Source organism: Streptomyces sp. NPDC056580 (assembly GCF_042793175.1).
Classification (GTDB): Bacteria; Actinomycetota; Actinomycetes; order Streptomycetales; family Streptomycetaceae; genus Streptomyces.
Genome location: NZ_JBHTVE010000013.1, coordinates 73,129 through 86,556, shown reverse-complemented (window position 1 = coordinate 86,556; position 13,428 = coordinate 73,129). Strand labels below are relative to the sequence as shown.

The following is a 13,428-nucleotide window of genomic DNA, read 5'->3' as shown; positions in this document are numbered from 1 at the left end:
GCGCACGCCTCCCGCTCACCTGATCACCGGTCGTCCCCCACTCCTATCCCCGCGCTCAGCGGGCCGCAACCTCCGGTGCGAGCAATCGCCGCAGACATCCCAGACATCTGGAGCGTTCCGGTCCGAGACTGCCCTGTGAGATACCCAACTCCCCGGCGATCTCCCGGTATGTCGGGTCCCTGGGCGAGAGCAGCGCCGCCAGCAGCCGCGGGCATCGTCCCGGCAGTGCGCGCACCGCGTCGCGCAGCGCGTCGTGCCGGGCCGCGGCGAGCACGAGCTGTTCGGGCCCGCGGCGCGCGTCGTCGGCCGGTTCGGCCTCGTAGGGCCGCTCGCGCCGGGTGGTACGGCGGCTGCGGCGGGCCTCCGCGCGAACGGCGCGGCGCAGCCAGCCGTGCGGGTCCGGCGGCGGGCCGCCGGTTGCCAGCCGCTCCAGCAGCCTGAGCCAGACGGCCTGTTGGAGGTCGTCCGGTTCGCTCCCGGACGCCTGCGCCTCGGCGGACGCCTCGGCGGTGAGCAGGGGGCCGAGGGCCGCCAGCAGGTGGTGGGTCATGCGCGCAACGACGCGCCGCCCCGGCGCCGGGTTCCGGGACGGCGCGCGCTCCCCCCGAAAGGGTGGGAGCCCGCTGGGGTCTTGACGCGGGCCGCCAGGTCAGCGGGCCAGGAAGTCGGCCCGGGCGAGCAGGCCGGTGTCGGCGTTGTCGGTGAAGACGCCGTCGATCCCGGTGGCGAAGTACGCGGCGAAGGCGCCGAAGGCGTCACCGTAGGCGTCCGCCGCGGTGCCCTTGCGGTACTCGGCCGGGAGGAAGGGGTTCTCGTTGCGCATGGTGTAGGGGTGCAGGATGAGGCCGACCCTGTGCGCGTCGGCGACCAGCGTGCTCGGCTCGGCGAGGGTGCCGTCCGCCTTCCTCGGGATGACGAGGTCCAGCGTCGGCCCGATGCCCTGGGCGTAACCGGCGATCTCCCGCAGGCCCTTGGGCGAGACGAGGTCGGCCACCGTGCGCGGGTCGCCGGTGTCGACGAAGTCGTAGGGGCGGCTGTTCGCCGAGGAGAGCAGCACGACGAGCGGGTTGTCGACGAGCCGGTTCAGCCGCTGGATGCTGGTCGGCTCGAAAGACTGCAGGATCACCGGCGCGTTCCGGCCGTCCTTGCCGTGCTTGCGCAGCAGCTTCGCCACCCGCTCCTCCAGGCCGAGGCCCAGCTTGCGGAAGTAGGTGGGGTGCTTGGTCTCCGGGTAGATCCAGACCTGCCTGCCCCGCTTGCGGGTCTGCTCGTCCTGCCACTTCAGGACCTCTTCGAAGGTGGGGATCTCCCAGCGCCCGTCGTACAGGGTGTTGTGCGGCCGGTTGGCCGGGATGCGCTCGACCGCGCGCAGCGTCTTCAGCTCGGCGAGGGTGAAGTCCTCGGTGAACCAGCCGGTGGTGGAGACGCCGTCCAGCACCTTGGTGGTCTTCCGGCCGGCGAACTCGGGGTGCGAGGCGACGTCCGTGGTGCCGCCGATCTCCGGCTCGTGCCGGCAGACGAGGTGGCCGTCCCGGGTGGGCACCAGGTCACCGGCCTCCACGATGTCCGCGCCGAGGTCGAGGGCGAGCTCGTAGGAGCCGAAGGTGTGCTCGGGGCGGTAGCCGCTGGCCCCCCGGTGCCCGATGATCGTCGGCACCGGCAGGCCCTTCAGCCCGCGCCCGCCGTGCGCGGCCGTCCCGGCGCCGGCCGCCCGGGCGGCGCCGGGCAGTCCGAGGACCGCCCCGCCCGCGCCGAGCACCGCCGCGCCGAGCACGGCCCGCCGTCCGGTGGTCTGCCGCCGCTCGTTCGCCCGGTCGCCGTCCATGCGGTCCATGCGCCCTCCTGCCGTTCGCTGCGTGTCCGTTCCCGGCGCTCCGGATCCGGGGCGCCGGTGCGCGCCGATCGTAGGGGTGTCCGGGTGACGGACGGGAGACCCCCGTTCGAACGCGCGGGTGACACCGGATGTCCGCCGGAAGGCGGAATGTGACGGCGTGTCGGGGATTTCCCGGCGGCGGGGCGGGAAGCCGGAACGGTACGGGCTCCGGGCGATGTCCGTCACATCGCCCGACCGGACGCCAGGCCTGGTTCCGGCGCTTCACCGCAGGTAAACCAACGTCAACAACGCGTAAGACCTCGGTGAACCGGACCTTCCCGATGTGCGCTTCCCCCGGAGCCGCGAGTAATGTCCTCACCTGCACAGACACATATCGCTCACCTCGACATCGGAGGACCCGTTGTCCCGCTTCGCGCTCATCAAGGCAGTGCTCGGACCGATCATGCGTCTGATGTTCCGCCCCCAGGTGGAGGGCGTGGAGCACATTCCGGGGGACGGGCCGGTCATCCTCGCGGGCAACCACCTGACCTTCATCGACTCGATGATCCTGCCCCTGGTCTGCGACCGTCAGGTCTTCTTCATCGGCAAGGACGAGTACGTCACCGGCAAGAGCCTCAAGGGCCGGCTCATGGCGTGGTTCTTCACCGGCGTCGGCATGATCCCGGTGGACCGCGACGGCGGCCGCGGCGGTGTGGCGGCCCTGATGACCGGGCGCCGCATCCTCGAGGAGGGCAGGATCTTCGGCATCTACCCCGAGGGCACCCGCTCCCCCGACGGCCGCCTGTACCGCGGCCGCACCGGCATCGCCCGGCTCACCCTGATGACGGGCGCGCCGGTGGTCCCCTTCGCCATGATCGGCACGGACAAGCTGCAGCCGGGCGGCTCGGGCATCCCGCGGCCCGGCCGGGTGACCGTGCGCTTCGGCGAGGCGATGGAGTTCTCGCGGTACGAGGGGATGGACCGGGACCGCTACGTGCTGCGGGCGGTGACCGACTCGGTGATGACCGAGGTCATGCGGCTGTCGGGCCAGGAGTACGTGGACATGTACGCGACCAAGGCGAAGGCGGCGTAAGCCTCAGGCGGTTCGGCCCGTCACCGCCGCGGGGTGCTGCTCCATCGCGCCTGCAGGCGCTTCTCCACTGGTCGCGCAGTTCCCGGCGCCCCTTTCGGGGGGCGTTCCGCTCAGCCTGTGTCTTCCAGTCTCTGGTTCTTCAGCAGGAACCAGGCCGCCGCCGCTGTGGCGAGCAGGACGGCCGCGCCCGCGCCCGAGGCCAGGTGGAGGCCGTGGACGAAGGAGTCGCGGGCGGCGTCCAGCATCTGCCGGGCCGCCTCGGCCGGCATGCCCCTCGCCGCCTCCACCGCGCCGCCCAGTGACTCGTGGGCCTGGGCCGGGGTGCCCGCCGGGCCGGTGAAGCCGCGGTAGGCGCCCGTCACGATGGAGCCGAGCAGGGCGATGCCCAGCGCCGCGCCGAGTTCGTACGCCGTCTCCGAGACCGCGGACGCCGCGCCCGCCTCGTCCTTGGGGACGCCGGCGAGGATGACGTCGGCGGTCACCGTGAAGGAGAAGCCGGCGCCCACGCCCACGACCAGCAGGGCGGCCCCGAGCAGCGGGTAGCCCGTCGACCGGCTCAGCGTCGTCAGCACGGCCAGCGCGGCGCCGCTCGCCGCCAGGCCGCCGGAGACCACCACCCGCACCGAGAAGCGGCGGGCCGCGCGGCCGGCGACCAGACCGGCCGCCACCGCGCCCACGGCCGCGGGCAGTTCCGCCAGCCCAGCCTCGAACGGACGCCTGCCCTGGACGAGTTGCAGGTACTGGGAGAGGAAGAACACCAGGCCGGACATGCCCAGCACGGTCAGCAGGTCGGCGAGGACCGCCCCGCTGAAGCCCCGGCGCCGGAACAGGCGCATGTCCAGCAGCGGCACCGGCATGGCGAACTGGCGCCGCACGAAGCCGTACAGCGCGGCCGCGCCCAGCAGGCCCGCGGCGAGCGGGACCGGCGCGAGTCCGTGCGCGGCGGTCTCCTTGACGGCGTACACGATGCCGAACATGCCGACCAGGGACAGCACCACGCTGCTCAGGTCCCAGGGGCCGGGGGCGGGGTTACGGGACTCGGGGAGCGTGCGGATGCCGACCAGGACCAGCACGGCCATGACCGGCAGGTTGATCAGGAACACCGATCCCCACCAGAAGTGCTCCAGCAGGAAGCCGCCCGCGATGGGGCCGACGGCCGTGCCGGCGGAGGCGGTGGCGCCCCAGACGCCGATGGCGAGACTGCGCTCGCCCGGGTCGTGGAACAGGTTGCGGATCAGGGCGAGGGTGGCGGGCATCAGGGTGGCGCCCGCGACGCCGAGCAGCGCCCGCGCCGTGATCATCAGTTCCGGAGTGGTCGCGTAGGCGTTCAGCACGGAGACCGCGCCGAACGCGGTGGCGCCGGCGAGCAGGATGCGCTTGCGGCCGATGCGGTCGCCGAGGCTGCCCATGGAGACGAGCAGGCCGGCGATGACGAAGGAGTAGACGTCGCCGATCCACAGCAGCTGGGTGCCTGAGGGGCGCAGGTCCTCGCTGATGTAGGGGGTGGCGAGGCCGAGGACGGTGGCGTCGACGGCCACCAGCAGCACGGCCAGGACGAGGACGCCGAGCGCCAGCCAGCGGCCCGGGCGCTTCACCGCCCCGGTCGTAACGGCCGGCCGCAGGGTGCTGGTCATGATTCCTCTCTCAGGGGTGCGTTCGCACGTCGTGCGCCGCCGAGCAGCAGCTCGACGACCATGTAGCTGAAGTCCTTGCCGGCCACCCGGCCCTCGGCCACCGCCCAGGCGCCGGAGGCCAGCAGGCCGTACAGCGCCTCGGTGAGCCAGGCCGGGGTGAGGTCGATGCGGAACTCGCCGCTCTCCTGGCCACGCCGGAACAGGCCCGTGAGGCGTTCGTCGAGGCGGGTCCAGCCCTGGTTCTGCTCCTCGCCCTCGAAGAGCTGGTTCTCGGTGTAGAGGAAGGCCAGCAGGCCGGCCGCGGGCTCGATGGCGCGGACCAGGCGGTGCACCGCCTCGCCGGCCGGGCCCTCGTCCAGGCGGGCCGCGTCCAGGGCGGCCTCGCACTCGGCGATGCCGAGCGCCTCCAGGGCGCGGACGAGCGCGTCGCGTCCCGCGAAGTGGCGGTGCAGGGTGGCGCGGCTGATCCCGGCGGCCTTGGCGACCTCGTCCATCGTGGCGGTGGACTTGCGGGTCAGCAGGGCGGCCGCGCTGCGCAGCACGTGATCACGATCGAGAGCCATGAGACAAGAGTAGCCCACATGAGACATTGATGTCTCACATCAGGCATGTGTGACTCATGGCGGTCGGCCTGAGGGATGTGCCGGAGCGGGTGACCGTCAGTGCCAGGGCAGCCGTCCGCGCTGCTCCCAGTAGGCGTGCGGATCCTCCACCAGGGTGGCGAGCCGGGTGAGCTGGTCCGCGTCGAGGTCGACGACGGCCGCGTGCAGGTTCGAGGCGAGCTGGGCGGGCGTCGCCGCGCCGGACAGGACGACACCGGCCCAGGGCTGCCGCAGGATCAGGGCGAGGGCGACGGCGTCGCAACCGAGGCCGGTCTCCTCCGCCACCGCCTTCAGCCTGTCCGGGGCGTGCGGCGCGGCGAGCCGGCCGTTGGCCATGCCCTCCTTGACGATCACCGTCAGCCCGGCGTCGTGCGCCTCGGCCAGCGCCGGGCCGGCCGAGGTCTCCAGGGCGTTGTACGTCGACTGGACGGTACGGAAGAGCGGTTCGCCGCCGACCGTCACCCCGAGCGCGGCACGGATGGCGTCGGCCTGGGCGGGGCCGCTGGTGGAGAAGCCGACGGTGAGCCCGCCGGCGGCGGCCTCGGCGAGCCTGGCGTGCAGTTCCTTGTCGGTGAGGGCCGGGCTGTCCGGGGTCACCGAGTGGATCTGGTAGAGGTCGAGCCGGTCGCCGAGGAGTTCCCCGGTCTCGGCGCGCTGCCGCTCGTAGGTCGCGAGGCCGTGGTCCTTCACCTCGTGCCGTTCGGCGTCGGTGGACCAGTCGGCGGTGTAGGTGTAGCCCCACTTGCTGCCGACGACGACGTCGTCGATGTCGGGGCGGGCGTTCAGCCAGTCGGCGAGGAACTCCTCGGAACGGCCGTAGGACCGGGCCGCGTCGACGTACCGCACGCCCTGCGCGTAGGCGGCGTCGAGGAGCTCGTGGGTTCGCTCGCGCAGGGCCGCGACGCTGCGGTCCGCTCCGAGGTCCTGGTCGCGGCCCAGGTTGATGTAGCCGGGGCGGCCCACCGCGGCCAGGCCGAGGCCGATGTGGCTCGTCGGCGTGGTCACTGTCGCCAGGCGGGCGAAGGACATCGCGGGCTCCGTTCGGTCGGCTCCGGTACGGCTGGCGACCAACGTAACCCGCGACGACGTCCTGGTCCGGCTGGTCCGGCCGACGACCCGGCCGGAGCGGTGCTCCGGCGCCGGCGGGCGCCCCGCTCGAAGTGCTCCGGCGCGGACGGGCGCCCCGCTCGGGGTGCTCCGGCGCCGGCGGGCGCCCTGTTCGCCGCGGTCAGCCGCGTCCCTTGCGGGGCGCCGTCGCCCAGGCGTGCTGGGCCGCCACGTCCGCCTTGACCTCGGCGAGCTGGACGGCGACCGCGCTGGGCGCCGTGCCGCCGCGGCCGTTGCGGGAGGCGAGGGCGCCGGGCACGTTGAGGACCGAGCGCACCTCCGGGGTGAGGTGGGCGGAGATCTTCGCGAACTGCTCGTCGGTCAGCTCGTCCAGTTCCTTGCCCTCGGCCTCGGCGGCCTTCACGCACTCCCCCGCGACCTCGTGGGCCACGCGGAACGGCACGCCCTGCTTCACCAGCCACTCGGCGATGTCGGTGGCGAGCGAGAAGCCGGCCGGCGCCAGTTCCTCCATGCGCTCGCGGTTGACCGTGAGGGTGGCCATCATGCCGGTGAAGGCCGGGAGCAGGACCTCGAGCTGGTCGCAGGAGTCGAAGACCGGCTCCTTGTCCTCCTGCAGGTCGCGGTTGTAGGCGAGGGGCAGGGCCTTCAGCGTCGCCATGAGACCCGTCAGGTTGCCGATCAGCCGGCCCGACTTGCCGCGCGCCAGCTCGGCGATGTCCGGGTTCTTCTTCTGCGGCATGATCGACGAGCCGGTGGAGAACGCGTCGTGCAGGGTCACGAAGGAGAACTCCTTCGTGTTCCAGATGATGATCTCCTCGGCGATCCGGGACAGGTTGACCCCGATCATCGCGGTGATGAAGGCGAACTCCGCCACGAAGTCGCGGGAGGCCGTGCCGTCGATGGAGTTGCCGGCGCTGCCGTGCTCGAAGCCGAGGTCGGCGGCGACCGCCTCCGGGTCCAGGCCCAGCGAGGAGCCCGCCAGGGCGCCGGAGCCGTACGGCGAGACGGCCGTGCGCTCGTCCCACTGGCGCAGCCGCTCGGCGTCCCGGGACAGGGACTGCACGTGCGCGAGCACATGGTGGGCGAAGAGCACCGGCTGGGCGTGCTGGAGGTGGGTGCGGCCGGGCATCGCCACGTCCGGGTGGGCCTCGGCGAGGCCGACCAGCGCGTCCTGGAGTTCGGCGATCAGACCGCCGATGATCCGGGCGTGGTCCCGCAGGTACATCCGGAAGAGCGTCGCGACCTGGTCGTTCCTGGACCGGCCCGCGCGCAGCTTGCCGCCCAGGTCGGGGCCGAGGCGCTCCAGCAGGCCGCGCTCCAGGGCGGTGTGGACGTCCTCGTCGGCGATGGTGCCGACGAAGGAGCCGTCCGCCACGTCCGCCTCCAGCCGGTCGAGACCGGCGATCATGCGCGTCAGCTCGTCCTCGGTGAGGAGCCCCGCCTTGTGCAGCACGCGCGCGTGGGCGCGGGAGCCGGCGATGTCGTAGGGGGCGAGCCGCCAGTCGAAGTGGACGGACGCGGACAGCTTCGCCAGGGCCTCGGCGGGACCGTCGGCGAAACGGCCGCCCCAGAGCCGTACGTCACCGCTGTTGCTGCTCACTTGCGTTGCTCCTCGGAAGTCGTCTGTGTGCGGCCGCCTCCCCACCTTTGCAGGCGGGGAGGCGGCTGTCAGGCGGTGCGCGCGAGGTGCCCCCTGCGGAGTCACCCGCCCGGGACTCAGGCCAGGTCCCGCTTGGCGGCGATCTTCGACGACAGGCTGTAGATGTCGATGAAGCCCTTGGCCGCGGCCTGGTCGAAGGTGTCGCCGGTGTCGTAGGTGGCGAGGTTGAAGTCGTACAGCGACGACTCCGAGCGCCGGCCGGTGACGACGGCGCGACCGCCGTGCAGGGTCATCCGGACGTCGCCGGAGACGTGCTGGTTGGCCTCGTCGATGAAGCCGTCCAGGGCGCGCTTGAGCGGGGAGAACCACTGGCCGTCGTAGACCAGCTCGCCCCAGCGCTGCTCGACCTGCCGCTTGTAGCGGGCCAGCTCGCGCTCGACGGTGACGTTCTCCAGCTCCTGGTGGGCGGTGATCAGGGCGATCGCGCCGGGGGCCTCGTACACCTCGCGGGACTTGATGCCGACCAGGCGGTCCTCGACCATGTCGATCCGGCCGATGCCCTGGGCGCCGGCGCGCTCGTTGAGCTGCTGGATGGCCTGGAGCACGGTGACGGGCTTGCCGTCGAGGGCGACCGGGACGCCCTCCTTGAAGGTGACGACCACCTCGTCGGCCTCCCGCGGGACGGCCGGGTTGGAGGTGTACTCGTAGATGTCCTCGATCGGGGCGTTCCAGATGTCCTCCAGGAAGCCCGTCTCGACGGCGCGCCCGAAGACGTTCTGGTCGATGGAGTACGGGGACTTCTTGGTGGTGGCGATCGGGAGCTGCTTGGCCTCGCAGAAGGCGATCGCCTTGTCCCGGGTCATCGCGTAGTCGCGGACCGGGGCGATGCACTTCAGGTCGGGGGCGAGGGCGACGATGCCGGCCTCGAAGCGGACCTGGTCGTTGCCCTTGCCGGTGCAGCCGTGGGCGACCGTGGTGGCGCCGTGCTTCTTGGCGGCGGCGACCAGGTGCTTGACGATCGTCGGCCGGGACAGGGCGCTGACCAGGGGGTAGCGGTCCATGTAGAGGGCGTTGGCCTTGATCGCCGGGAGGCAGTACTCGTCGGCGAACTCGTCCTTGGCGTCGGCGACCTCGGCCTCGACGGCGCCGCACGCGAGGGCGCGCTTGCGGATGACGTCCAGGTCCTCGCCGCCCTGGCCGACGTCGACCGCAACGGCGATGACCTCGGCGCCCGTCTCCTCGGCGATCCAGCCGATGGCGACGGAGGTGTCCAGACCGCCTGAGTAGGCGAGTACGACGCGCTCGGTCACGGGTTTCTCCTCACAGTGCATTCGCTGACATGCATGAGTATGCAGAACTCCGCATGATTCGTCAATCGCCGCTCCGGCGAGCCGGAAGTCGCGGTACGGATTGAACGGGTGAAACCGCTTTCTCGTACTCGCCCCCGAACGCAGGCGCCGCGTTGCCCGACCCGGTCTCCCGACCCCCCTCCGACCAAGTGAGGCTTCCGCATGTCCAGGGCCCTTCCTAAGTACGACAAGCGTCGCGTGGCGGTCATCGGCGGCGCGGCCGCCGTGGTCCTGTCCGGCGCGGTGATCGCCGGCTCGGCGCTGGCCGGGACGCCCGACGGGAGCGGCGGCGCGGCGAACGCCCGCACCCTCGCCGCCCCGGGCACGGTCAGCTGTCCGGACGTCGCCTCGCGGCTGCCCTCCGCACCGGCGTCCGCCAAGGCCGAGGTCGACCGCAGCCTGGCCCTGCTCCAGACCCAGATCAAGGAAGCGAACACCCGGCTCGCCGGCACCGTCGGCCAGGGCGGACCCAACTTCGTGGACAACGCCGTCCTCGGCCCCCCTCAAGGACAAACGCGCCTCCACCATCGACCGCATCGCCATCGCCGTCGGCCGCACCACCACCGAACCCACCGGCCTCGACACCCTCGCCGCCTGCACACTCACCAAGTGAGGTGACAGGCGGCCGCGGCCGCCCCGCGGACGCCGGCCGGGGTGGCCGCGGCCGGGTGGAGCCCGGACCCGAAGAGCCAAATACTTAGACAGCCGAAGGAGTTGCGCCGATAATCGTCGGACATGGGAAAGACCTACGAGCGCATAGACGGCAGGCTCCGCACGTTCATCGAGGAGCAGCCCCTCTTCTTCACGGCCACCGCTCCCCTCTCCGGCGACGGCACGGTCAACCTCTCCCCCAAGGGGCTCCGCGGCTCGTTCGCGGTGCTGGACGAACTCACCGTGGCCTACCTGGACTTCGCCGGTTCCAACGCGGAGACGATCGCGCACCTGCGGGAGAACGGCCGGATCACCCTCATGTGGTGCGCCTTCCAGGGGCCGCCCAACATCGTGCGGGTCCACGGCCGGGGCGAGCCGGTCTTCCGCGACGACCCGCGCTTCGCCGGGCTGCTCGCCCGCTTCCCGGACATCGACCCCGGCCCGCACGGACTGCGCGCGATCGTCGTCGTCCACGCCGAGCTGGTCCGCGACACCTGCGGCTACGCCGTCCCCCGCATGGCGTACGAGGAGGACCGCGATCTGCACGGGAAGCGGTTCGCGCGGGAGGACGACGCCTCGCTGAACGCGTACTTCACCAAGAAGGAGCACGTGGCGAGGAGCCTGGACGGACTGCCCGGGCTGCCGCTGCCGCTGCCCCCCTCTAGCGTCTGAGCCATGCGCCCAGGTGTCGTCCTCGCCCTCGTGTCCGCCTCCGTCTGCGTGCTCGGCCTCTCCCCCGCGCGCGGCACGGATCCGCTGCCCGCGCGGATGGCGGACACCGGCGGCGGCACCCAGCTCATCACCGCCCAGGCGCCGGCCGCCGGCTCGACGTCGGGCACGGTGACCTGGTGGGACCTGCGGGACGGCAAGTGGACGGAGACCGGCTCCGCGCCCGCCCGGTTCGGGGCGAAGGGCCTGGTGGAGGGCGGCGTCCGGGTGCAGGGGACCGACACGACGCCGACCGGGCTGTACGGCGTCCCGTTCGGCTTCGGCCTCCGGGCCGCCCCGGCCGGCACCCGGGTCTGGTACCGGCCGGTGACGGCCGCCTCCTGGTGGTGCCAGGACAACGACTCCGCCTCGTACAACCGCTGGACCGAGCCGCTGCCGGCCGACTGCCTGGCCTCGCGGTCCGAGAAGCTGGACTCCTACGATCCGCAGTACGGCTACGCGCTGGTCATCGGCTTCAACTACGACCGGCCGGTGCGCGGGCGCGGCGCCGGGATCTTCCTGCACGTGAACGGCAAGGGGGCGACGGCGGGCTGCGTGTCCGTGCCCGAGGACGCCATGCGCGCGATCCTGAGCTGGGCGGACCCGGCGCGCGAGCCGCACATCGCGATCGGGACGGCGGGCGGCGCCACGGCCGTCACCCGGTACTGAGCCGCACCGTGAAGGTCGTCGAACCCGGCTCGCTCGCCAGCTCCACGCTCCCTTCGTGCGCCTCCACCACCGCCGCCACGATCGAGAGCCCGAGGCCGGCCCCGCCACCGGAGGCGTCCGGGCGGCGGCGGTGCTCGGCGCGGGTGAAGCGCTCGAAGACGCCCGGCCGTACGTCCTCCGGGACACCGGGGCCGTCGTCGTGGACGCAGAGGCGGGCCGTGCCCTCCCCGGCGGCCAGGGTCACCGTCACCTCGGTGCCGTCGGGGGTGTGCAGCCGGGCGTTGGCCAGCAGGTTGGCCAGCACCTGCTGAAGCCGGTGCGCGTCGCCCGGCACCGTCACCGGTTCCTCGGGCAGGTCCAGCGTCCAGCGGTGCCCGGGTCCCGCGGCCCGGGCGTCCGTCACCGCGTCCAGCACCAGACGGGTCAGGTCGACCGGGCGGCGCTCCAGGGGGCGGCCCGCGTCCAGGCGGGCCAGCAGGAGCAGGTCGTCGACCATCTCGCCCATGCGCGAGGACTCGGCGGCGATGCGCTCCAGGGCCCGGGTCACCTCCGCGGGCACCGGGCCGGGGTGCAGCAGGGCCAGTTCGGCGTGGCCGCGGACCGAGGCGACCGGGGTGCGCAGCTCGTGGCTGGCGTCGGCGGCGAAGCGGCGCAGCCGCTCCTCGCTGGCGTGCCGTTTGGTCAGGGCGCCCTCGACATGGCCCAGCATGCGGTCGAAGGCGGCCGCCACCCGGCCCACCTCGCTGCCCGGGTCGGACACCGGGGCGCGCGGCGGCAGGGCGACCTCCCCGCTGGCCAGCGGGAGCTCGCTGACCCGGGTGGCGGTGGCCGCGACCCGGCTCAGCGGGCGCAGCGACCAGCGGACCCAGAGCGCCCCGGCCACGCCGGTGACCACGAGGGCCAGGCCGAAGACGATGCCGGCCACCCGTTCCAGGCGGTGGACGGTCGCCTCGACGGGCTCCAGCGGCAGGCCGACGATCAGGACGTCCCCGTCCCGGCCCGGCGAGGCGATGACCCGGTAGTCGTGCAGGGCGGACAGCCGGATGGTGTGCGGGCGGCCGTCGGCCGGGAGCCGGGCGAGCCCCCGCTGGTCCCCGGCCGTCAGGTCGACGTTCAGGTCGGCGGACGGGTCGCCGGAGCGGATGAGGCCCTTGTGGGTGACCTTGCCGTCCAGCAGGCGGGCGCCGAAGGTGCCGGTGGCCTGACGGCGGGTGTCGAGGTGCTCGTCGCCGTCGTGGTCCGTGCGCGGCGGGTTGTGCTCCATGCTCTCCGGGAACCGGGTGCCGACCTGGACGAGCTGCTCGTCCAGGCGCTGGGTCAGGAAGCCGTTCAGCTCGACGACGGCGGCGAGCCCCACGGCCGCGCAGCTCACCGCGAGCAGGACGACGAGGCCGACGGTGAGCCGGGCGCGCAGGGTGCGGGGGCGGGGCAGGCGGCGCAGGGCCCTCACCGGGTCACCGGCTTCAGCACGTAACCCGCCCCGCGCACGGTGTGGATCATCGGTTCGCGGCCGGCGTCCACCTTCTTGCGCAGGTAGGAGATGTACAGCTCGACCACGTGGGCCCGGCCGCCGAAGTCGTAGGACCAGACCCGGTCGAGTATCTGGGCCTTGCTGAGCACCCGGCGCGGGTTGCGCATGAGGAAGCGCAGGAGCTCGAACTCGGTCGGGGAGAGTTCGATCAGCTCCCCGGACCGGGTCACCTCGCGGGCCTCCTCGTCCATCACCAGGTCGCCCACGACCAGCCGGGGCCCGTCCTCCTGCTGGCGGGCCATGCCGGCCCGGCGCAGCAGGCCGCGCAGCCGGGCGACGACCTCCTCCAGGCTGAAGGGCTTGGTGACGTAGTCGTCGCCGCCCGCGGTGATGCCCGCGATGCGGTCCTCCACCGCGTCCCGGGCGGTGAGGAACAGCACGCACACCTCGGGCTTCACCTCGTGCAGGCGGCGCAGCACGGCGAAGCCGTCGGTGTCGGGCAGCATCACGTCGAGGACGACGGCGTCGGGCAGCAGCTCGCGCGCGGCGCTGACCGCCGAGGCGCCGTCACCGGTCGCGCGCACCTCCCAGCCCTCGTAGCGCAGGGCGCCGGTGAGCACCTCGGCGAGGTCGGGATCGTCGTCGACGACGAGGACGCGCAACGGGGTGCCGTCGGGTCGGGTGAGGGCCGGTCGGCCGGAACGGGTCGTGTTCATCGCGCCTACCAGCATCGCCCCTCGGCCGGCCGGCCGTCCGCCCCGCCCCCCTCT

Annotated in this window: 13 protein-coding genes; 4 read left to right on the top strand and 9 right to left on the bottom strand. The window is 73.0% G+C overall.

What is annotated here, in order from left to right; translation table 11 throughout:
- Positions 1-55: 55 nt before the first annotated feature.
- Together ACFQ9Z_RS27590 and ACFQ9Z_RS27585 are read right to left on the bottom strand one after the other, a co-directional pair.
- Complete coding sequence (locus tag ACFQ9Z_RS27590) at positions 56-550, bottom strand: sigma-70 family RNA polymerase sigma factor (protein WP_383024236.1); 495 nt, start codon at positions 548-550, stop codon at positions 56-58.
- Between the two features lie 99 nt (positions 551-649).
- Positions 650-1,834 carry a glycerophosphodiester phosphodiesterase gene (locus tag ACFQ9Z_RS27585; RefSeq protein ID WP_383024233.1) on the bottom strand — a complete coding sequence of 395 codons (1,185 nt, stop codon included), beginning with the start codon at positions 1,832-1,834 and terminating at the stop codon, positions 650-652.
- 400 nt (positions 1,835-2,234) lie between these two features.
- On the opposite strand from ACFQ9Z_RS27585, the gene ACFQ9Z_RS27580 reads away from it, so the two are divergent.
- Positions 2,235-2,906, top strand: a complete 672-nt coding sequence (locus ACFQ9Z_RS27580; protein ID WP_383024230.1) for a lysophospholipid acyltransferase family protein — start codon at positions 2,235-2,237, stop codon at positions 2,904-2,906.
- Positions 2,907-3,016: 110 nt separating this feature from the next.
- Here the strand turns inward: ACFQ9Z_RS27580 and ACFQ9Z_RS27575 are convergent, their stop codons facing one another.
- From ACFQ9Z_RS27575 to ACFQ9Z_RS27555, 5 genes are all read right to left on the bottom strand, one after another.
- A complete protein-coding gene (locus ACFQ9Z_RS27575; protein ID WP_383024226.1) occupies positions 3,017-4,540 on the bottom strand; it encodes an MFS transporter in 1,524 nt (507 codons plus the stop codon).
- Positions 4,537-5,103: a TetR/AcrR family transcriptional regulator gene (locus ACFQ9Z_RS27570; RefSeq protein ID WP_383024223.1), complete on the bottom strand. Its 567-nt coding sequence runs from the start codon at positions 5,101-5,103 to the stop codon at positions 4,537-4,539. Before ACFQ9Z_RS27570 ends, ACFQ9Z_RS27575 begins: the two co-directional genes overlap by 4 nt.
- A 96-nt stretch (positions 5,104-5,199) precedes the next feature.
- Positions 5,200-6,171, bottom strand: a complete 972-nt coding sequence (locus tag ACFQ9Z_RS27565) for an aldo/keto reductase (RefSeq protein WP_383024220.1) — start codon at positions 6,169-6,171, stop codon at positions 5,200-5,202.
- A 199-nt stretch (positions 6,172-6,370) separates the two neighbouring features.
- Positions 6,371-7,810, bottom strand: coding sequence for an argininosuccinate lyase (gene argH, locus ACFQ9Z_RS27560; protein WP_383024217.1), 1,440 nt, complete (start codon positions 7,808-7,810; stop codon positions 6,371-6,373).
- Between the two features lie 116 nt (positions 7,811-7,926).
- Positions 7,927-9,120 (bottom strand): argininosuccinate synthase, encoded by a 1,194-nt coding sequence (locus ACFQ9Z_RS27555; RefSeq protein ID WP_383024213.1) that lies wholly within the window; start codon positions 9,118-9,120, stop codon positions 7,927-7,929.
- Positions 9,121-9,321: 201 nt separating this feature from the next.
- On the opposite strand from ACFQ9Z_RS27555, the gene ACFQ9Z_RS27550 reads away from it, so the two are divergent.
- The 3 genes from ACFQ9Z_RS27550 to ACFQ9Z_RS27540 all read left to right on the top strand — a co-directional run bounded on the left by ACFQ9Z_RS27550 (position 9,322) and on the right by ACFQ9Z_RS27540 (position 11,187).
- Entirely contained in the window at positions 9,322-9,777 is a 456-nt protein-coding gene (locus tag ACFQ9Z_RS27550) for a hypothetical protein (protein ID WP_383024210.1), read from the top strand.
- 117 nt (positions 9,778-9,894) lie between these two features.
- Positions 9,895-10,482, top strand: a complete 588-nt coding sequence (locus tag ACFQ9Z_RS27545) for a pyridoxamine 5'-phosphate oxidase family protein (RefSeq protein WP_383024205.1) — start codon at positions 9,895-9,897, stop codon at positions 10,480-10,482.
- A gap of 3 nt (positions 10,483-10,485) precedes the next feature.
- The gene (locus ACFQ9Z_RS27540) at positions 10,486-11,187 is read left to right on the top strand and encodes a L,D-transpeptidase (protein WP_383024202.1); all 702 of its coding nucleotides are present in this window, start codon (positions 10,486-10,488) and stop codon (positions 11,185-11,187) included.
- Here the strand turns inward: ACFQ9Z_RS27540 and ACFQ9Z_RS27535 are convergent.
- Positions 11,174-12,637 carry a sensor histidine kinase gene (locus ACFQ9Z_RS27535; protein WP_383024199.1) on the bottom strand — a complete coding sequence of 488 codons (1,464 nt, stop codon included), beginning with the start codon at positions 12,635-12,637 and terminating at the stop codon, positions 11,174-11,176. The two genes, ACFQ9Z_RS27540 and ACFQ9Z_RS27535, sit on opposite strands and share 14 nt — an antisense overlap.
- Positions 12,634-13,374 carry a response regulator transcription factor gene (locus tag ACFQ9Z_RS27530; RefSeq protein ID WP_383024196.1) on the bottom strand — a complete coding sequence of 247 codons (741 nt, stop codon included), beginning with the start codon at positions 13,372-13,374 and terminating at the stop codon, positions 12,634-12,636. Before ACFQ9Z_RS27530 ends, ACFQ9Z_RS27535 begins: the two co-directional genes overlap by 4 nt.
- Positions 13,375-13,428 lie beyond the last annotated feature (54 nt).